This window comes from Halobacterium sp. KA-6 (assembly GCF_021029015.1).
GTDB lineage: Archaea > Halobacteriota > Halobacteria > Halobacteriales > Halobacteriaceae > Halobacterium.
Map to the genome: position 1 here is coordinate 69,337 of NZ_JAJJZH010000011.1, position 19,384 is coordinate 88,720.

A 19,384-nucleotide genomic window follows, 5' to 3' on the forward strand; every position below is an offset into this window, starting at 1 on the left:
GTCAACTCCGGTCGAATCCTGTGAGGATTCGCCGGTCATCGACTGGTTCCGATTACTGTTTGATTGCTTGAGGCGGGCAGGCCGCCATCGTAGGACTCGGTGGAATCGCTCCGTCCCAGCCTGATTCCTACTCTTGAGTACGGTTGACTGCCACTTCAAAGTGTGTATTCGTAATCTCGGGATAGTCGTCGAGCGTGGATTGATTCCGTTTTGTCGGATTCATCCTGCGGCTAAAGCCGCAGGTATTCTCCTCGAATCTGTATAATCGCGGCTTCTCAGGGATGGAGCAGACAGACGAAATGTACTGTGGTGAGGGAGAGACACACCACGCTTGCAAGTGAACTGGCGGTAATGTACTTGATCACGGTGTTTCCGAGGAGCGGCGGGTCGACCTTTCACTTGAATCGGTGGTGTGTGTCTGTTGTTTGTGATAGAGCAAGCAGCAGGCTTCGAACCGGATGGCGTTGAGAGAGTAATTCGTGGGAGTGAGAAGATATATCTCAGCAATCAATGAACACAGGGTGGATTTGGCTTGTCCAGGCAATCGTCTAGGCGGGAATTCCCGCCTATACTAGTCGATAATTTCGGGGATTTTGCCTGGACAGCCGCGCCGTCTGGTGGTTTTGCTTGGACAGTCAGATCTGCGAAATCGTTGCTTGGACAGGATTGCTTGGACAGATGCTGTATCTCGTGTTTCAGACCATGTATCCCCAGAATATCGGCGAGAATGCTTGGACAGAACCACCAGCCCATGTATTGGGTGTGGCGGCCGAGTTAGTCGGCGGGTTGACTTGTGAGCGTGAGGTCCTCGAAGACGTGGATGCGTTCACCATCAACGCGTGACCGCTGGATTTCGAAGTCGATTGTTTCGCGCAATTTTCGCGTGAACCAACTCTTCGAGAGTTCCTTGATCTCGTGGTGGTCTGTCCAAGTCCGGTAGGCTTGATAGAGGTCATCTCGTCGAAGTTGTGCGCCTTCATTCCTCGACAGATGCAGGTCAGCGAATGTTTCGATACCACCCTCACTGGAGTCGACATCCGCTGTTGCAATCGCACCGGTTTGAATCGTCGATGCCGGTGCGTGATTGTGAGGTTCCTTGGGTGCCTGCTTGTTGGGAGTCGAAGTCGATTCACCTAGTCCAGCAAGCGGGTTCGTATCGACGGAGGACGTTGGGAGTGGTTGGACTTGCCCGTCAGTGTAGCGTTTTGGTTGCCCTCCTTGCGGGAGGATGAGGATGTGGTAGCTGTCGCGGTCGTAGTTTGGCGTAGGGAGGTTGACGGCAGGGATGAATGGGCGTTTGATCGGCGTCCACTCCTCTCGGAGCCGTGCTTCTGATTGGTAGACATTGGTGTCGCCGGGGGTGTAGACGGTGTATTGGGCTGTTTCTTCGTCGTAGCTGTAGTACGCTGGGAGGCTGTCTTTCGAAATTGGGGCGTTGGCTGGCAGGCTGGCGAACTCGGTGTCGCCGTCCGATAACCCCCACTCATTGTCCCGGCGAATCCATACCGTCTGCTTGGAATCTGTCTTCGGTCGAAGGCCGGTGACACCACCGTCGATTGTGGCGCCGCCATTGAACGTGAGGGGTTCGTCGGAGTTATAGAAGCGCTCGGACCCATCAGACATTTGCCGGACTGGCGGTGATAGAATCGATTCAACACGACTGGCATACTGGGTTTCGGACTCTTCTCCGGGCCGAACCACAAACAGCGGTATGTGGTCGCCTTTCTGGGAGCGCGCCAAGTTTGCGAGGACGTTCCATGGACGAGTATGCGTCGTCGTTTCAGCCTCAATGCTATAGACCGTCTCCTCGCCGGGATAGACTGCTGTGGCGTCGGGTTGCTCGCTGCCGTCTTGCTCGCGGATGTCGACACTGAATCCACGTGTTGTGAGTGCGGCTTCGGTATCGAACAGCAGGTGGTCGTGGGCGTCACCGCCCGCCGATGCAACGTCTCCTGTACTGGGTTTCGCTGCGGTTTCGCCGGCGTCGGTGAGCCGTACCACTGGGTCGCCAGCCACGTTGTCGACCACAAATCGCGTGGAGTTCGCGCGTATCTCCGGGAGGTCCACGTCGTTGTAGTCGAGGTCGTGTTGGATGAGGGAGTGCCGGCGAGCGAGTTCCGCATCAACGGCCTTGGTGGTCACCCAGTCGTTGTCCAGTCGTGAGTCTTCGCGGAGTTGGACGGCTCGAACGGCAGCCGCCAACTCTGCAGTCACCTCTGAATGAAGCGCTGTCTGCCCGGTTGTATCCGAGAAAACGAGGTGCTCGTGAATCTCGACGTCCGATAATTGTGGTGTGCCATAGCGCTCAAGACTGGCGTCAATGATGGCATCGATGGCCTCAGTCGGACGGAGTGGTGGGTATGGTGGGAAGGTGTTGATGCGGACGGGATTCGAGTACCCCTTATCTTCGCGGGGGAGTTTCGTCCAGAGTTGGTAGCGCCCTGTCCCTAGCAAGTCCTCAGCACTGTAGTCCTGGAAGCGCTCCATGAGGATGCGTGCGTCACTCTTGGCGTTCACGGAGAATGCGAGGGTGGTATCGCAGTTATTCCGCACCGCATCCTGCGTCGAGGAATCCAACTGGGAGGGATACTGGCAGGACAACGTCACGGAGAGCCGATTGGAGCGTGCGCGAGCGAGCATTCCCTCGAGGTCGAGGTTCGGACTTGCAATGTCGTCGAATTCGTCGCAGAACACGAAATAGGGGTCTGGCTGGCCGTCCTGATTGCTTGCGCGTTGGCGAACGGCCGTCCAGAGTTGCCGCATCACACCCAATGAGATCATCTGTTTGACCGAGGAATTCTCAATGGGCGTGCGGACGATGACGATCCGGTCGTTGTCGATGATCTCACGGAAGTCGATGGTGCTCTGTTTGTGCGCGATGATCTGGCGGATCACTGGGCTCTCCACCCACGCCTTCAATCGCTTCAATAGTGGGCGAATCGTCTTATCCGGCATCCCAGCGATCTCTTCGCAGAATTCCCTGAGGTAGCGGTCTTCAACGGTCTCAGCGAAGTCCTCGCGGCGGTCAGCCTCGAGGAGGATGTAGTACATGTCGATGAGCGAGTACTGGGTGTCAGACTGCAACATTGCTCGGCCCATCGATTCGGTGATTGACTCCATGTTGATCCCCCAGTACTCGCCATTACTCAACACGGCTTTCAGCGTCTCAATCCGCGTCTCAATCTCTTCCTCGCGACTAACGGCAGAATCACCACTGGGTATGTCGAGGAAATTCAACCCGACCGTATCCTCCCGGTCGAGATTCCCGGGTTCGACCCAGACCACATCATCCAACCGATCCTCGGGGAGCTTTTGGAGGAGGTCACGGGAGTCTTGGCCTTTCGGGTCGACGTAGACGAAGCCATGCCCGTTATTCGCGAGTTGGGTCATACTATTGACCAGCATCGTCGATTTCCCGTAACCGGTGGTGCCACTCACCCAGAGATGCCGGAACAGCGAATCGAATGGCAACCCCGCCTCCACAAACCCACGGTGTGGGTCTTTCTGGTAGCCCAGCCAGAGTGACTGTGGTCCAGCTCCGGGGGTCACTTCGAACATCGTCCGAATGTCGGCTCCGGCAACAACGCCTTCGTCAAGCGTCTCCGCCTGCACTTCGATGTCGCCAACGGAGTCCGTACTTGTCTCGGTGATTGGATACGGACGCTCGTTAGTGCCGGTTTGGGTCTCTGGTTGCTGTTCAGGCTCACTTGCGTGTGACTTGTCCTGTGGATCGCTGGTCGCCTGATTGGCGCGTGATTCGTCACCGCTACTGGATGCACCGCGGTTGAAAATCCCGTTAAACACGGTCGTGGCCTCCATCAGTTGCAGCTGATCCACCACCGCGCTGGGTGGTGTCAGCAAAGTTGTACTGGGTCTCCGTGCCAGACACACGGTCGCTGTCTTCGGTTGTCTTCTGGTCGAGATTCGGCGTCGGAATATCTCCCTCTGGAAGATGCGCAACGCCGGCTAGTTCGTCGACGGTCAACACAGTCTGTTGGGGTGTGTACTGGCGGGTTGCCATCGCCTCAACGAACTCGCGAAGCCGAGCGACCGTGCCGTCGTCGTCGCGATGCCAGACTGGCGTCGCCTCCAAGCCCTGCTTGGAGATGCCGTTGTACTGCGTTTCGAAGATATTTGCAACCCCCCGTGTGCGCGCTAAGGCGTCCCGTTTCGATGGCGAGATCGCCAACACTCGAATAGTGGTGTGGTAGGCGAGTTTATCCCGTTCGTGCTCCAAGGTCTTCGCTGCACGTTTGTCAGCGGCACTTGGGGGACGGGTTCGCGGGTTCAACCACCCGACTGAGGTGCCCTGTCGGAGGCTGTTGGCGATGTCATCGATGCTGTCGCTGCGGAGGCGAGAGCCACTCGTCCAGGAGGCTTTCGCCGGCCGAAACACGACTTGGGTGACGACGCGGGTATCCTCGTCACCGAGCATTTCGCGAGTGAGTTCGCCGTATGGGTCGGTGTCGAACCCCTCGTTCGTGTGGTCGCGAATCGGATAATACGACCCGATATTCGTTGCGACGCGTGCGCCAGCGACGTACTCACCGGGCTTAATCTGGGGGAGGCCGTGACCGGTCTCAACGCGTTCAATCTCGGTATTTGGATAGTTGGTGGCGAGCCGGCGCCGAAGCGTGTCCGCAGCCGCCACCGTTGGCGCATGCACGTAGAATTCCAATTGCTCACCAGTGAACCACGTCTCAAAGGAGTACGAGTCGCTCTGGTTCGATCCCCAGAAGGATGTTTCGACGTCGTGTAGACTCCGGTATATCCCGGCGGCATCCTGAATGCCGGCCGATCGTATGTTGGGTTGTACTCGCAACAGGACGCCCCAGGTGTCTTCGACAGCATACTCAAGAGGCTCGCCGGCCGTGATTTGGGCGGCGGTATAGGTTGGCGGGCCAAAGACTAGGCGATGGAGACTATTCATCATCGTGACACTACTGCGGCATCGATAATAGCCAGTATATTTGATATGGATTGGTGCTTGCGTATACGCGAAAGCGTCATTACCAGCCGACTAGTGGCTACAATCGTTTAAAATGGAGATTAAAGAAAAATGTATATTCCTCTTATGAAAGTAAAGCAGATATTGACCACCTAAGTCAGCAATCCACCCCCTGGCCCTCCACGAGCAAACCCGCTAGGGCGAACAAAATGACGTCCTCCCCACCGTGAGCGGGTAGGGTAGTTTATTTAAGCGAGTAGACTTGTTTGCGGGCGTCAGTGAATGAGAATCTGGCGGTGATGGCGTTTGCTTCTTCGAGGCGGGTGAGTGCGTATCGGACGGTGCGGGCGGGGAGGAGGGTTTCGTCGGCGAGCTCACTCTGCGTGAGGGTGTCGTTATGTTCGAGGACTTTTGCGACGAGCTTCGCGCTGGGCGGCAGATCTTCGATTGCCTCAGCGGTGGTGTCGTCCATGCTTGACGTACTCATGCTCGCCAGTTTTGAGTCAACGATATTAATCCCTACGCTTGTCCAGTCTCTACTTCATTTCGCGGGCGTGGAACAACAAATGGAGGGTTCTTGAATCAATACTATGTATCTGGTCAGCAGTACAAGCAGTCCGGCTGGTGGAGGTAGATTTTTCATCGTGTACGCGGTACCGTGAGTATGGCTTATCGACGCGGGCTAGCCCTCCTCTGCTGTCTGTTGGTCGTAGTGTCTGGTACAGCGGGCGTACTAGCCGCCCAACCCCCGTCGCGAACAATCGACCAAGCGAATCAAGCGTCGGTTGCGACGCCGTCAGTGCTCTCGGTTAGTGAAGACCGCCAAAATTTCACCACCCCTAGCATCACTGTCACAGATACCTTATCAATTGGCCATCACGCAACCGGCCAGGAGCTCTCGATCTCAATACTCCAAGCCCGGTTGGACGCTGCGGAGACCGAAGCGGCCCGAACGCGAATTCTGACGAACGCGACGGACGCACTGTCTGAGGCGGTCGACCAACTGGCAACGGATTCGAGGGCGGCCCGCCAGCAGTACCGAGAAGGCGCCATCTCGACGAAAGAATACGGGAATCAACTCGCCCAGATTGATTCCCGGGCTGAAGACCTCGTGTCGACGGCAGAAGCGATTGAAGAGCGCGCATCCGAGGATTCCGAACTTGTGTCGCGTGCGGTTGAACTTCGTGCACAACTCATGATGTACACGGGGCCAGTACGCGACCGCATCGCTACCGCGATTACTGAGGGCGGGAGCTCCGGCCAAATCTATATTGGCGGAGGGCCGAACGGAACGACGAGCGCAATTATCGAGGATGGCGTCTATGTTCGAGAGGCGAATCGGCCGGATCAGTATAATTCCGAGCCAGGACAGATTCCACAGGCAGAGCCTCTGCTCGAGAATATCCGCCAGCAGTACCCCTGGGTGATGAACCAGAGTGCGGGCGTCAGCTTCACCCCGCTCCCGATCGACAGTGCCGGCCCCCAGTACGCGTACTGGTTGACGCTCACGTATCCGAGCGGCGAAATCAACGCCTACGTCGACACGAGCACGCAGGACGTGTATCAGGAGGTCCACCGAATACGACTCGATCAGCTGGAGGCTTCACCCGACGTCACAATCGAGAAAACCAACTACGTGGTGACCGTGAGTCAGTCGTTTACTGGCGGGCCGCTCCAGGTTAATGTCACTGCTCCGGACGGGGATCCTGTTGATGCAGAGATTCGCGTAGACAACAGTTCGGTTGGCACGACGGGCCAGGACGGCATTTATTGGCTGATCGAGCCAGCGGGCGACTATACAATCACCGCCGTGACGGACGACACCGAAATCCGCGTCGTCAATCCCTGACCTCCCTAAAGTTCCACGATGGTCGTGGAAGCCCGACGCTGTAGCCATCTAATGCGATAGACCTCGTTGCCTCCACACGTAGTGAGTGGGTTTCTGTAACTATCCAGTACCAACCTGATCTAGCTTGAATCGAGGATGGGTTCAACCCGAGAAACCGGCCCCTTCGACTCAACCCTTGCTCCCGCTCGTGTCGTGAATACCAAACTTAAGCATCCAACGCACCCCAACAGATTTATCGCCGATTAGCGCGGTAGGTTGGAGTGTTGGTTTTGGCCATGGAGGCCGGCCAACGCTTGGAAGATCGAGGCCGACGCTGTTGAGGGCGGCGTCACAATCTCTTCCAAGATTTCCTACATCAATATAGTGCCGAGCCACCAGAATTCGTGTCTGTCGCCTTGGAGCACCACGTGAGTTCCTCGCCAGTAGAAGCGCTGGAGTGATTCAGAAGCCGAGGGTCATATACAACGTGGCCGCTACTTTTGGTCGCTGGAGTCCTCGGATTCCTCAGTGCGTTCAGACGAGTCCGCCAGGTCATCTAACGTATCCCGAAATTCCGCGTGCTGTGCAGCGATCTCTGCTTGGAGCGATTCGGCCGTTTCCCCGTCGTTTTCCTGGTCGTGACCCATGGCGTACTGCGTAGGATTGGTTGATTGGGTAGGGGATATTAGCAGCTGTGGTCCTCATGCAAAGCCCCGACCTGCTACGAAAACGGCCCCGTGTGTGGACGAGACGAACGTTGTCTCCCAGCACGGGAACCGGTTGGGTTCTCTATACGTGGGAAATGGGCAACACGCCTATATATTTCTATTAGTAATAGTTTACTCAGTTTCAACGAAACTCAGACACATGCTCCAGCCGATCACCCTGAACGTCGGGCACCCGGGTTCACTCACGCGGATTGACTGCCTACAGGAAGCACACCAGAAAGTCGCCGAAGAACGCGACCTCCTGCGGACGGAGGCGAACGCCTTCAGCGATTTCTGCGCGCGGCTCGACGAAATCGACTGCGAGACCACACCCGGAGAGGCGGTCACTTCGACCTCAGCCACACACGACACAATCGCCTTCCACGGCGACCCAGCCCCACACCAAGGCGACACGCCAATTCGCGATGCGTACCTCGAGACCGTAATGGACACTCCACATTACGAACGCGAGTACGCGGATTCGTACTGGGAGAGCATCACCGCAGAGTTCGGCAACGAGTTCGCGATGATGCTCGAGCAGGCAGCAGTGATCACACCAGCGTTGAAAGACCACGTGCTGACGGCCGCCCAGCAGTCGAAAGCCCAACGCAAACAACTGATCTCGACACTCAACCGGGAAGCCTCCACATTAGAAGCAGCGAACGCGGAGCTGTATACGATCGCTGAAGAGGCCAACGCGATTCGATCGCGGCCGTACCACGACTGTACGACAGCTGAACTCCAGCACCTCCGCGCTGACATCGAGGACCTCTCAGCACAGGTCGAAGATCTCGCGACTCGTCGCCAAAGCGGTGATTTAGAACTTCATGCAGTTGGCGCTGGTCTCAAGAACACCCTTCGGCGGACCAAGTACTTCTACGAATCTCTGGAAACCACGCATCCCATCCTTGACCCCGTCGCCACCATCAGCGACCAACTCACAACCACCAACCAACGCATCACCGACATCCTCGCGACAAGAACCGCCTGAGAACTGACGGTAGCCTTCCGCCCAACCCCGGGATGGTCTCAGTTTCGGCTGCCAAGGGAAGTTCCCTCACAGTCCTTATTACAGAGCCGGTGGTTGGTCCGAATAATGGGTACGCTGCGAGATCTCCTTACCGCCGCCAAGATTGACCTGACACGGCTGTTGGGCGCGTGGCGTGACATCGCGTTCTCTCGACAGGCCAATGAGTATTCGATTCAGGACCGCTGGCACCTCGACTCTCCCGTCAAGCAACTCGCGTTCTGGGCGTGGAGCCTCCTCGGCGCCATCCTCATCACCGTCATCTACCCGTTCGCCGCACTCGGCTTCTGGACGCGCTACGTCGGCCGACAAATCGACCGGCTCGTCGCCGGCCTCGGCGTCCTCGTCATCATCGCCGCGATGGCCGTCCTCTGGGGTGGCCTCACAGCACTCGCCTGGGACCGCCTGCCAACAACCGGCTTCCGTGCTGTGCTCGCCGCAAGCGTCGTTGCGACAGCCTCAGTTGGCCTTAGCTGGGTGTTCGCCCGCCGCGGGTCGCGCCGCCTTACGCTCATCCTCGCCTACCCGTTCGCGGTCGCAGCCATCTTCGTTCCGCCAGTCACGGCCGCACTGTTCTCGCCAACGATCGGCGCCGGCATTCTCTCGGAGAGCGAGCTGTTCGCCGAATGGCTCCTCAACAACGTCGTCATCATCGGCGATCTCAGCACAACCATCCGCCAGCAGTTCGAACTTGCCGGCGTCGCCTTCATCGCTATGTGGTTTGGCTTCGCCATCCCGGTCGGCTGGACGCTCGCGCTACTCGTCTCCCTCGCCAATCTGATTCGCCCGCGCACCCGCACGAACTCACGGCGCTGAAGCACGGCGAAACAGCCCACGAAGCCACTCACGAACGGCATCAGCGGCCCGCCAAACTCGCGTGCTGGTCAAAGAAGTCGGTGATCGACGCTAGTCCTGATTGTCTGGTGACATCGCTGCTTCGTCGCGATCCCCACCAGCGTCTTTCTGGTAGTCGACGGCCTGTTGCTGGAGGGCGTCGATCCGGGGGACGTCGGTCACATTCGAGAAGAGGACGACCGCTTCGAGGGTCGGTGACCCGTTTCGGGGGTCGTCACCGGCGAGGATTTCGACGGTGTCAGTCTCCTGTTCGAGCCACTGGCGCGCGCTTTCGAATCCGCGCCGCGAGAGTTCCTCTGGCGGCCCTGAGAGCACGACCAGCGCTCGCTCCGCGCTCGCAATATCACAGGGGACGGTGAGCCGCGAGTTGGCGGCCTGCCGGACGAGCGATTTGACTTTCGCGGCGTCAGTCGTCTGGGGCTCCGCCTCGTCGCGAACACCAAGCCACGTCAGCAACCGAGCAATGACGCCGGATGAGTCCGTGTCAAGTTCGGTCGCGGCGTGCCCGATCGACGAGAGACCGCCGGGGGCGAGCGTGCGAATGATGTCACTGGAGTCGACCGCGTTCTCCGCGACCGTCGACGCGTCGAGTTCGCCCGCCGCGAACAGCGTCACGACGCGTGCCGCCAGCGCATGTATCGCCTCGTCGTGGCCGTCCTCATCCACCCGGGGCTGCCAGGTTTCGCGGTCAAACGTGAGCATGCTGTCTGCTGCGGGCACGATCGAGCGGAGCGCGCGACCCGCATTCACTGCTGGTTGCCCGCCCTCGGATTCGGCCGGCAGGACGCCCAGCGCGTACACCGGCTCGTCGTACGTTGCCTGTAGGTCTTCGATGATGACTGACCCGGCACCGCTGCCGGTGCCACTGCCGAGCCCGGCAACAACGAGGATGCCGTCGCATTCGTGGATCGGGAGCGAGTCGAACGCCCGCCGAATCTCGGGCAAGTCATTTTGCGTGACTTCAACAGCGAGGTCGGGGTCCCCGTCGACGCCCTGCTCGTCAACCGCGTGATGGGTGTCGCCGATTAGGAACCGTTGCGCCTCGGGGATCATGTCCAGGTCGTCGGGAATCGTCTGGGAGATCTCGCAGACGAGCGCGTTGCCGTGGCTGAACGTCCGCTCCGTCTCCGCTTCCACTGCGAGGATGCGATCGACGATCCGACTCCCGGCCTCGCCGACCCCAACGAGTGCGAGTTCCATTAGACGACCGGGTCGAGATCGTCGTTTTCGTCGGTAATCAGGTCGTTAATCTCCTCCTCGCGGACGGCTTCCTGCTCGGCGATTTTCTCCTGGGCGTCGACGGCCTGATTCTGGATTTCGTCGATCCGCGGGGTTTCCGTGACGTTCGAGAGCAGGACGGCCGCGGAGAGCTGTGGCGACTGCTTGCGCGGGTCGTCACCCACGAGCACTTCCACCGTGTCGACTTCCTGTTCGAGCCACTGGCGCGCGCTTTCGATGCCTTTCCGGGAGAACTCGCTCGGCGGCCCCGACACCACGACGAGGACGCGGTCGGCGCTGGAGATTTCGGCGGGCACCGTGAGCCGGGAGTTGACGGCGCGACGCACGAGCCCCTGGATCTTCGTTGCGTTACTCCCGTCGTCCTGTTGGGTGGTCTGGTCGCCGCTCCACCGGTCGAGGAGGCCTTCACCCGCGTCGTTATCGACTTGGGTTGCCGCGTACCCGATCGTCGACACGCCGCCCGTGTCGAGCGTGCGGATGATGTCGCTGGAGTCCATCGCGTTCTCGGCGACTTCCGAGTCGTCGGTTTCGCCGGCCGCGAGCAGCGTGACCAGCCGGGCGGCCAGCTCGCGGTTCATCTGCTCGTAGCCTTCCTCGATCGTCTGCTCGCGGGCTCGCCAGGCGTCGTTGTCGAAGCCGATGAAGTTGTCGACCTTCGTAACGAACGACTGCAGCGATCGCGCGGCGTTCAGCGCCGGGCGGCCGCCTTCGAACTCGCCGGGCAGCACGCCGAGGCCGTACACGGGTTCGTCGTACATCTCTTGGAGCGCGTCGATGACGACCGGGCCGCCACCACTGCCGGTGCCGCCACCGAGGCCGGCGACGACGAGCATCGCGTCGACTTCGTGAATCTCGATGTCGTCGAATGCCCGCCGGATCTCCTCGATGTCGGCTGAGGCGACTTCCGCGCCGATTTCCACGTCGCCCCCGACCCCGTGGCCTTTGGCTTTCTGATTCGTGTCACCGATCAGGATTCGTCGGTCCTCCGGAATGTAGTCGGGCTTGGCGAGGTCCGTTCGTGCCGTGTTGATTGCGTGGACGTGCTGGCAGAGGTTGCGATCGGTGCGCGATTCGAATTCGAGCATCCGATCGACGATCTTGCTCCCGGCGTTTCCGACGCCGATTGTGGCGAGCTTCATGACGGTCATTCTATCCCGTCATGGCTATTTAAAACCCGCGAGTGTTCACCCTTCGTAGACAGGTCACCAACCCTAGTATTTTCCACCAATCACATCCTTGAAACAACCCCTCGTGATGTTCACCCCATCCACTCGCTACAGCAGCCGGATTCAGGTCGCAGTGTATCAGCGAGGAATGGCAAGCAACACAGCGAGAAAACTCAGCGGAACAGCGACAAGCACGGCATACCACACAACGCTACCGACAAGCAACAGCCATGTCGTTCCGCTGTAGCCAGTTGGATCCCAATCAACGCCCAATTTGGGGAGGACATCCCCAGCAAGCACCGGCAACGCAACCACATACACGAACGTGATCTGCACAACCGTATCAAGAATCGCAGTCGAAACAGCCGCCCGCGGTATCCGCACCAACGCCACAGCCGTTCCCATAATAAAGGGCACCGCCAATCCAATCTCCACAACGAGATAACTCCTCAGTAACGAGTTCGTCGGCGGCAGGTGGCGAAACAGCGACCGCAGTCGCTCGCTAAGCAGGAACGGACTCCACAGCACCACCGCGACAACTCCCAACGCAACCCCAAGTAGCACCGCAGATCGAATGTCCGCCAGCCCAGCCAACCCACTCGTCGTGCTCGCCAGCACACCAAAGCACAGCCAATACATATTCCAAATCAAGGGGATGCCGGCGACCGGCGGCTTAGACGTGTTCTTCGTACGGCTGGACGACGACGAACCCACTCTCATCATCGAATCGCATCTGGAAGCGCTCACCGGACTCCTGCCCGACGAAGTCGGAGAGATTCTTGTTCACCTCAACGGACGGTGAGGTCTCACTCCACGCCACAGTCGCACTCGGATCTGTCGAGACCGGCGGCTCCAGCACGAGCGGATCACCATGTGTGGTCAGCGCGACGACCCCTGGCCCTTCGAGAGAGACGTTCGTGAAGCCGCCAGCAAAGGAGCCCGCGAGGCTGTCGATCGTGCTGATCTCATAGTTGAGGTCGGATTCGAACGCGAGAATATCCTCGCCGTTGACAGTGACCGACTCACCCGCCTCAAGCTCCAGAATCTGGACTTTCTTCTCCTGGTCAGCCAGATACACGTGTCCATCCCCCTCAACGGACATGATTGGGGTTCCTTCTCCCGTTGCTGCCTCTTTCAGGAAGCCTCGAATCCCTCCTTCCGCCGACGCTTGCCCGGTGAACGAGAGATTACCCGTGTGCGCGACCATCGCGCCGGCTTTCGCCATAATCGAATCAGTGACCGCTACGTCAAGCGTGTAACTGTTCTCGAGTTGGAACGTCTCTGTGCTTTCGGTTGGTGCGTTCGCGGATTTAAACTGCGCAAGATCCATGGTTCACAGAGCCAAATCCCGGCTCCACGCTGCCCATCCTCCCGACCGGATATAAAACCGGCTGCGGTGATTCACAGCGCGAAATACCGTTCCGTCTCTCGACCATCCCACATGTGTTGGCCGTCCGGAAAACAACCGTATGCGGATATTCTTCGAGAGTGCGTGTGCATTCCGATCGCGTCATGGCTCGTTCAACGACGTGGCGGGTAAGGGCGTGGCGCTGCTCGGACGTTCAGGCCTGCTGGTTGCCAGGCTTGCGGCCGTCGTCCTCCGGCAGCGCCGCCATCGTACTCGCCGTTCGCGACGTGCGCTTCGAGCTACCCTTCGTTGACGCACCAGCCACACCACGCAAAGATATAGCGACAATCAGTTTATTACGCACATTGCTTGAGTCCTCGGTCACAGCGAGATACCAGGCGTACGTCCAGAAGACCCGTCGTTGAGGTCCTCGAAGGTCGGTCTTCGGTTGACGTCCTCAGGAATGACCCCGTCCAGTAAGTGTCACCCCGGTCGCCGATGGCCCACTCCCCTAACCGGTCGACCTCGCGCGAAGCGGTCGATAGTTCCCGCCGTCGCCTCCACGGCCTTCCCCTTGTCCTGGAAATACCGGTCGAAGGAACCGCGAATTACTAACCCCCGCGTTCTCGAGGTGTGTCGGGTACCATGAGTGTTCGTTTGCGTCTTGGTAGATCGGCCGAACGTCCTCGGGGAACTCTTCAACGATTTCCCAGACAATCAGATGGGGTCTCGTGTTCGAACGTGATTCCCCAGCGGCCCTCCGTATGGCGGCTGAGCGGTTGAGGGCATTACCCATATCGAACATGCTGGTTCGCCATCGCTTTGACCTCGGCTGAAGAGCATCAGCACCATTTCGAATCACGTTCTTGGCGGCTCAACCCCCAGGGGGAGCGTCGGCCTGAGGCGGTTGCAGTATTCGCGCTTCACCGATGGCGTCGTAGCCCTTCAAAACGGTCGTGACTAGAAGACGAGAACCAGAATTCGTCGTTTTCGACGCTATCCAGGCTCCCCTTACGGTGAATAGACCAGCTCATCACCGATATAAACTTTATTCTGAGATATCAAACTGCCTGGATGCCCGATGGGATTGTAGAACGCCTGGACAACCCAATTCCCTTTAGTCAGCCTCCCGTACAGCCGGTAATGGCAGAGATACCTGATTCGCTACGCCTTCTCTACGAAACTACACTCGAAAAGCACGGGGACCAGTACACGATTTCAATCCCAGAAGAGATCGTCGATGGCAGCTCGCTTACGCCAGGAGATGTCTATCGGGTGGCGCTGCTTGCCTCAACAAACGGGGTGCAAGAAGAGACGTCCAGCGCTCAATCTGCATCAACTGGCGACCGCCACCAGAGTCGGAACCAGAATGGGGCGCCACCGGTAGAAGAAGGTGAAGTCCGGTCGGTAACCATCGACACGCTTGGCGATCAAGGGGACGGGATTGCGAAGGTCGAACGAGGGTTTGTCGTGGTCGTGCCCGGGACTCAGCCCGGCGATACGGCAGACGTCGAGATTACGGACGTGCGGGAGTCAGTCGCATTCGCCGAGCCTGTGACCGAGCCGGAAGTGAGATAGCACGGTCACCCCGGCGCCGTCTTCGACTTTTTGTAAATGTAACTAGTTACACTCACTAACCCGCTCCAGTAGGTACACCCATTATGTGTATTCATTAGTTGTGTTCACTAGTGGTGTTCACTGTTGATGTTCACTACATCATGTAGCGAACGACGGTAATGAATGAACGTACCGGGTTTTCAAGATGGGGGTGTCCATGAAGCGAGTATGTTAGCGTACTCGACGTACAGCGAGGCAGGCGGGGTTGGCAAGACAACGACAGCCGCAAATCTGGCAGTCGCGCACGCTCGAGCCGGACTGAAACCACTCGTTGTCCCACTCGACCCACAGGATGGTGACCTCTCCCGACTCTTCGGTGTTGACACGGACCGTACCGACCCCGTTGACAATATCGTTCGACACATGATTCGCCGTCCAAGCGGGGAGTTCGACAACCTCGTCCGAACCGTCGAGGGCGTCGACATCATCCCGGAGCACAACATGCTCTCGGACCTCGCCGAGTACCTCCAGCGCGAGAAAGACCAAGCCGAAGCGATGGGGGAAGCATTCGGAATGCACGCACAGTTGCTCCGTATCCTCCGCGAAGCCGGCGTGCCCGACGAGTACGACGTCCTCATCTGTGACCCACCAGCGACCGAAGGCCCGCATCTCTACAACGCGATTCACACCACACGTTCGCTCGTCATCCCCGTCGAACCGAGCGCGAAGGGACGAGCTGCTGTCGAAGGCCTTGAATCGCTTGTCGCCGGTCTCGAGGAGGAACTTGACGTCGAAGTTGGCGTCCTAGCTGCAGTCCCAGTCGGATTCAAGAATACGCGCGACCAGCGGACAATCCTTGACGAAATTGAGTATCCGATTCCGGAGGTGATCGGCGAACGCGCGTCACTCATGGAGGGGTGTTGGATGCAGCAGTGTTCTGCGTTCGAGTATGTGCGGGAACACCGGGACCGACAGCGTGACTACGAAATCGAGACGCTCGCCCAGTTCGATCGGATTGCACGCCACCTAGAGCAGCAGGTCGGGCTTGAAGCACCAAATCCACCGGAACCCGGTGACCTCGACCACAAGGTGCTATCCGCATGACGGGCATGAAAGAAGGCGCCGGCGAAGACCCCTTCGCAGCAGGGGATGACAGTCCGGACGCGGAGTCAACGACGACTGAAACGACTACCACCAAGTCGGAGACGACGGCGGAATCTGAGTCAACAGCATCGTCCCGACAGCAGCGATCGATGCAAATCCCGTACAAATTCCGGCGGGATGGCGTCCAAGATGGCCGTGAGCGTGTCCCACTGTTTCTGCAGAGTGAGACGAAAAGCGGTGAACGTGATGCTCAACGAGAACTCGAAGATCGATTCGACGACGACGTCTCGCTTACTGACCTTCGGGAGGCGCTGATGAAGGCTGGATTGAACCATCTCGACGAGGTTGAAAGCCATCTCGAAGAATGGGGGTACGGGATGACCTTCGAGGATTGACATCAGTCGTGAGATCCACCCTGTAGAACGAGGAAACGTTCGAGCGAGTTCCAGCGATTCCATAGCACAAGCGGGATTGGCGCTGTAATTAGTCTGAATATGGTTGATGCTGGAGACAACGCCCACATACCTTCGCCCTGGGTCGCTTAACCACGACGTCGCTCTAGTATGGCCTCACTCGCAATGGTCGGTCACGCGCGTGTGGTCATATTCTAGGATTCTCTCTGACTGAAACACCGCTCAGTATGTTTTATGCCTCCTCGAAATACGGGGAGGTGGAGACTTATGTATAAGATACGAATGCGAGTGGCGGTTGCAACCGCCCTCGTTGCCCTCACGCTGACTGCGGGCTGCATCGGCGGACTATCTACTGATGGTTCCGTCGACGCGGACGCAGTCGGCGACGCAGTTGAACAGCGATACGCCGCCCTAGATGGGTATGACGCAACGGTCACTCGAACGGTCGATGTCGGCGACTCGACTACGACGGCCCGCGCAGCCATCACGGTCCGCGGCGACCAGCGACAAGTAACGTATACGGCTGGCCCGAACGCCGGTGAGACGGTTACCAGCGCAGCCGACAGCGGCCCAGTCTTCGAAACTGCCACCAGCAGGACTGGTGCGGCCGCGCCGGCCGGCTATGGGGCACTCGCGGAAACACTCGTCCGGACAAGTAACGTCTCAGTCGATGACGTGACCAGCTATGAGGGCCACCAGACCGCTGTTGTTGCCCTTGACGCGACGGCTAACGAGACGTCGACTGGCGCCACGAACGTGACACGCACTGTTTGGGTTGATCTCGACCGCAAGATCCCCCTGAAGGTCGTTACGTCGTGGACGACAGCCAACGGCCAGCCCGCGTCCGTGACGGTCACGTACGACAACGTGACTCTCCACGAGAATAACGCGTCCAATACCGCGGAGGTGGCGGCGTGACAGCACTCGACAGCTCGACACGCAAACTCACGCTCGTCTTCGTGCTGATCGGCTTGCTCATCGGCGTCGCCGTCGCACCCCAAGCGTGGGATCACGCCACCGAACCCGACAGCACGGTCGCCGTCGTGGAACTCCACGGCACCATCACCGGCGACTCTGCGACCGCAGTCATCGACGACCTCCGGGAAGCCCGACAGAACGACTCCATCGACGCTGTCGTTCTCGACGTGAACAGCCCCGGTGGGACCGCGTCCGCGAGCGAACAACTCTACCTTGCCGTGAAGCGCACGGCGGGCGAGATGCCCGTTGTCGCGAGCGTCACCGGCACTGCGGCCTCCGGGTCGTACTATGCTGCCGCGCCCGCTGACGACATCTACGTCACGCCCGCCTCGGTTGTCGGGAGCATCGGCGTGCGCGCCACCCTCCCCTCGTCGAGCATTCCCGAGGGGCAAGTGGTGACTGGCCCCGACAAAGTCGGTGGGTCGACGCCCGACGAAGTCCGCCAGCGCGTCGAAACCCTTCGACAGGCGTTCGTCGGCTCCGTCTTCGCCGAGCGCGGCGACCGCATCGAGTTGACGCGCGAGGAGGTCTCGCACGCGAAAGTGTACGCCGGCGCGAGCGGCGTTGAGAACGGCCTCGCCGACGAAATCGGCGGCGTTGACACGGCCATCGCGGCCGCTGCCGATGACGCTGGCCTCCAGAATTACGACGTGGTGCGCATGGAAGCACCACAGCCGTCGGTGCTCTCCCAACTTGGCCTCTCCGCGGACGCGACCGGCGACACAACTACCGCACAGACCTTCGACTATCGCGGCGTCGACACCGTCCAATACCTCATGCTCCATGGAACCATCAAGACCGAGACACCCCACAACACGACGGAGGTGACCGCGAATGCAACCGCGTGAGATTGCACGCGCCATCGGAATCACCGCTGTCGTCGCCGCAGTCGTCGTCGCAGCGGCGTTCGCCGGCGGCATCGTGTTGGGCTCACCCACGCAGGGTGACGCACCCGACGCACCGGCGTACGACACGAACGAACTCGTCGCCGAGCCAATCGAGGACGACGGCAGCGTCACCGCGCCCACAGGCGACGAATCGAAGACCGTCGTCATCGACGTGAGCCACGGCAACGGCGTTAGCGAAGACTCCCTTCAGCCGTTCATCGACGCGCTCGTCGCCGCCAACCACGAGATCCGGCTGTATAGTGGCGGCTCCTCGAGCTTCGGTTCGCAGCCGGGCGCGGCGTTCAACGAGACGCTACGGAGCGCCGACGCGCTCGTCGTCGCCAGCCCCGCCACAACGTACTCATCGAACGAAATCGCGGGCGTGGAAGCGTTCGCCGACGCGGGCGGCCGCGTGCTGCTCGCCGCCGAACCCCCGACGACTACAAGCACCACGTCAACTGTCTCAATTCCCGGCTTATCGACCGGCGCGACGATGACCGCATCCGGTCAACCATCGAATCTTGCGGCCGCGTTCGGCATGTCATTCGGGAACGGCTACCTCTACGACATGGCCGAGAACGCGAACAACTTCCAGTCCGTCTACGCGAGCGGTGACGGCGGCGTCGCCGACGGCGTGGAGAGCGCTATCCTCACCGACGCGACGCCCGTGACCACCGGCGGGGACGCCTCCCCGGTGCTCACCGCCAGCGACGTGTCGCTATCCTCAACGCGCGACGAGGCGTCGTACAGCGTCGCTGCGCGCAACGGCGACGTGCTCGCCGTCGGGGACACCGACTTCCTGACAGCAAGCGCCACCGAGGGCGACAACGACGTCCTGTTGAGCAACGTCGCGGCGTTCCTCGTCGAAGGTGACAAGCAACCCGGCGCCCCTGAAAGCAGTCAATCCAGCGGGCAATCGCCCGGCACGGGTACGACAGCGCTCGGCGCAGCGTAGGTCAGTGTGCCGCGAGCCGGATGGCTCGCCGCTCCCCGTTTGGGGCTGTTTCCGACGGGCATCAGGTGGGAAGCTACCGCTTGATGGCTGAGGTACTGTCAATCCCCTCTGTGGCCGGTGTTTCGCAGTTAGAAACGCTCGCCTGGAGTTAACAGTACTGCAGTCGTTATCTCCGTGTGGGGGCAACTGTTCCCCTACCTCTTCGATCTGCCCTCCCCTTCCGCACTGTATTTGGAAAACCCCTGTAGTACCACCTGATTGGGAGGGGGTACTCCACACCATTGAGCGGTATTGGCGAAACCTCGAAAACGCTGAAAAACTCCCGGGAATCCCAATCTCATGAGGGCCTCCCGCCGACACGGCTGTTTCTGT

At 59.5% G+C, this 19,384-nt stretch carries 16 protein-coding genes and 1 pseudogene; 9 read left to right on the forward strand and 8 right to left on the reverse strand.

Annotation, left to right across the window (positions count from 1 at the left end):
• Positions 1 to 774: 774 nt before the first annotated feature.
• The 3 genes from LPA46_RS16505 to LPA46_RS16515 form a co-directional block, all read right to left on the reverse strand.
• Positions 775 to 3,819 carry a type IV secretory system conjugative DNA transfer family protein gene (locus LPA46_RS16505; RefSeq protein ID WP_230893445.1) on the reverse strand — a complete coding sequence of 1,015 codons (3,045 nt, stop codon included), beginning with the start codon at positions 3,817 to 3,819 and terminating at the stop codon, positions 775 to 777.
• Entirely contained in the window at positions 3,797 to 4,666 is an 870-nt protein-coding gene (locus LPA46_RS16510) for a hypothetical protein (RefSeq protein ID WP_230893446.1), read from the reverse strand. Before LPA46_RS16510 ends, LPA46_RS16505 begins: the two co-directional genes overlap by 23 nt.
• A gap of 526 nt (positions 4,667 to 5,192) precedes the next feature.
• A complete protein-coding gene (locus LPA46_RS16515; protein WP_230893447.1) occupies positions 5,193 to 5,435 on the reverse strand; it encodes a MarR family transcriptional regulator in 243 nt (80 codons plus the stop codon).
• 177 nt (positions 5,436 to 5,612) lie between these two features.
• Between LPA46_RS16515 and LPA46_RS16520 the strand changes: the two genes are divergently transcribed.
• The 3 genes from LPA46_RS16520 (at position 5,613) to LPA46_RS16530 (ending at position 9,326) form a co-directional block, all read left to right on the forward strand.
• Positions 5,613 to 6,797 carry a DUF7094 domain-containing protein gene (locus LPA46_RS16520; RefSeq protein WP_442908269.1) on the forward strand — a complete coding sequence of 395 codons (1,185 nt, stop codon included), beginning with the start codon at positions 5,613 to 5,615 and terminating at the stop codon, positions 6,795 to 6,797.
• Between the two features lie 846 nt (positions 6,798 to 7,643).
• Positions 7,644 to 8,474 (forward strand): DUF7260 family protein, encoded by an 831-nt coding sequence (locus tag LPA46_RS16525; RefSeq protein ID WP_230893449.1) that lies wholly within the window; start codon positions 7,644 to 7,646, stop codon positions 8,472 to 8,474.
• Between the two features lie 105 nt (positions 8,475 to 8,579).
• A complete protein-coding gene (locus LPA46_RS16530; protein ID WP_230893450.1) occupies positions 8,580 to 9,326 on the forward strand; it encodes a hypothetical protein in 747 nt (248 codons plus the stop codon).
• 90 nt (positions 9,327 to 9,416) lie between these two features.
• Here LPA46_RS16530 and LPA46_RS16535 read toward each other — a convergent pair whose 3' ends face one another.
• The 5 genes and pseudogenes from LPA46_RS16535 to LPA46_RS19290 all read right to left on the reverse strand — a co-directional run.
• Positions 9,417 to 10,565, reverse strand: coding sequence for a tubulin/FtsZ family protein (locus tag LPA46_RS16535; protein WP_230893451.1), 1,149 nt, complete (start codon positions 10,563 to 10,565; stop codon positions 9,417 to 9,419).
• The gene (locus LPA46_RS16540) at positions 10,565 to 11,743 is read right to left on the reverse strand and encodes a tubulin/FtsZ family protein (protein WP_230893452.1); all 1,179 of its coding nucleotides are present in this window, start codon (positions 11,741 to 11,743) and stop codon (positions 10,565 to 10,567) included. Before LPA46_RS16540 ends, LPA46_RS16535 begins: the two co-directional genes overlap by 1 nt.
• A 165-nt stretch (positions 11,744 to 11,908) precedes the next feature.
• Entirely contained in the window at positions 11,909 to 12,301 is a 393-nt protein-coding gene (locus tag LPA46_RS16545; RefSeq protein ID WP_230893453.1) for a hypothetical protein, read from the reverse strand.
• A 142-nt stretch (positions 12,302 to 12,443) separates the two neighbouring features.
• Entirely contained in the window at positions 12,444 to 13,100 is a 657-nt protein-coding gene (locus LPA46_RS16550) for an AIM24 family protein (RefSeq protein WP_230893454.1), read from the reverse strand.
• A gap of 148 nt (positions 13,101 to 13,248) precedes the next feature.
• Positions 13,249 to 13,727: pseudogene (locus LPA46_RS19290) on the reverse strand (site-specific integrase); the annotation flags it as partial.
• 534 nt (positions 13,728 to 14,261) lie between these two features.
• Between LPA46_RS19290 and LPA46_RS16555 the strand changes: the two are divergent.
• The 6 genes from LPA46_RS16555 (at position 14,262) to LPA46_RS16580 (ending at position 19,012) form a co-directional block, all read left to right on the forward strand.
• Positions 14,262 to 14,696 (forward strand): TRAM domain-containing protein, encoded by a 435-nt coding sequence (locus LPA46_RS16555; protein ID WP_230893455.1) that lies wholly within the window; start codon positions 14,262 to 14,264, stop codon positions 14,694 to 14,696.
• Positions 14,697 to 14,903: 207 nt separating this feature from the next.
• On the forward strand, positions 14,904 to 15,779 hold the full coding sequence (locus tag LPA46_RS16560; protein ID WP_230893456.1) for a ParA family protein: 876 nt from the start codon (positions 14,904 to 14,906) through the stop codon (positions 15,777 to 15,779).
• Entirely contained in the window at positions 15,776 to 16,174 is a 399-nt protein-coding gene (locus LPA46_RS16565) for a hypothetical protein (RefSeq protein ID WP_230893457.1), read from the forward strand. Before LPA46_RS16560 ends, LPA46_RS16565 begins: the two co-directional genes overlap by 4 nt.
• 285 nt (positions 16,175 to 16,459) lie before the next feature.
• Complete coding sequence (locus LPA46_RS16570) at positions 16,460 to 17,110, forward strand: hypothetical protein (RefSeq protein ID WP_230893458.1); 651 nt, start codon at positions 16,460 to 16,462, stop codon at positions 17,108 to 17,110.
• Complete coding sequence (locus LPA46_RS16575; RefSeq protein ID WP_230893459.1) at positions 17,107 to 18,018, forward strand: S49 family peptidase; 912 nt, start codon at positions 17,107 to 17,109, stop codon at positions 18,016 to 18,018. Before LPA46_RS16570 ends, LPA46_RS16575 begins: the two co-directional genes overlap by 4 nt.
• Positions 18,005 to 19,012, forward strand: a complete 1,008-nt coding sequence (locus tag LPA46_RS16580) for a GldG family protein (RefSeq protein ID WP_230893460.1) — start codon at positions 18,005 to 18,007, stop codon at positions 19,010 to 19,012. Before LPA46_RS16575 ends, LPA46_RS16580 begins: the two co-directional genes overlap by 14 nt.
• Positions 19,013 to 19,384 lie beyond the last annotated feature (372 nt).

Coding starts and splice junctions, on each gene's coding strand:
- LPA46_RS16505 (WP_230893445.1), bottom strand. CDS start 3,819: ATGGAGGCCACGACCGTGTTTAACGGGATTTTCAACCGCGGTGCATCC.
- LPA46_RS16515 (WP_230893447.1), bottom strand. CDS start 5,435: ATGAGTACGTCAAGCATGGACGACACCACCGCTGAGGCAATCGAAGAT.
- LPA46_RS16520 (WP_442908269.1), top strand. CDS start 5,613: ATGGCTTATCGACGCGGGCTAGCCCTCCTCTGCTGTCTGTTGGTCGTA.
- LPA46_RS16525 (WP_230893449.1), top strand. CDS start 7,644: ATGCTCCAGCCGATCACCCTGAACGTCGGGCACCCGGGTTCACTCACG.
- LPA46_RS16530 (WP_230893450.1), top strand. CDS start 8,580: ATGGGTACGCTGCGAGATCTCCTTACCGCCGCCAAGATTGACCTGACA.
- LPA46_RS16535 (WP_230893451.1), bottom strand. CDS start 10,565: ATGGAACTCGCACTCGTTGGGGTCGGCGAGGCCGGGAGTCGGATCGTC.
- LPA46_RS16540 (WP_230893452.1), bottom strand. CDS start 11,743: ATGAAGCTCGCCACAATCGGCGTCGGAAACGCCGGGAGCAAGATCGTC.
- LPA46_RS16550 (WP_230893454.1), bottom strand. CDS start 13,100: ATGGATCTTGCGCAGTTTAAATCCGCGAACGCACCAACCGAAAGCACA.
- LPA46_RS16555 (WP_230893455.1), top strand. CDS start 14,262: ATGGCAGAGATACCTGATTCGCTACGCCTTCTCTACGAAACTACACTC.
- LPA46_RS16560 (WP_230893456.1), top strand. CDS start 14,904: ATGTTAGCGTACTCGACGTACAGCGAGGCAGGCGGGGTTGGCAAGACA.
- LPA46_RS16565 (WP_230893457.1), top strand. CDS start 15,776: ATGACGGGCATGAAAGAAGGCGCCGGCGAAGACCCCTTCGCAGCAGGG.
- LPA46_RS16570 (WP_230893458.1), top strand. CDS start 16,460: ATGTATAAGATACGAATGCGAGTGGCGGTTGCAACCGCCCTCGTTGCC.
- LPA46_RS16580 (WP_230893460.1), top strand. CDS start 18,005: ATGCAACCGCGTGAGATTGCACGCGCCATCGGAATCACCGCTGTCGTC.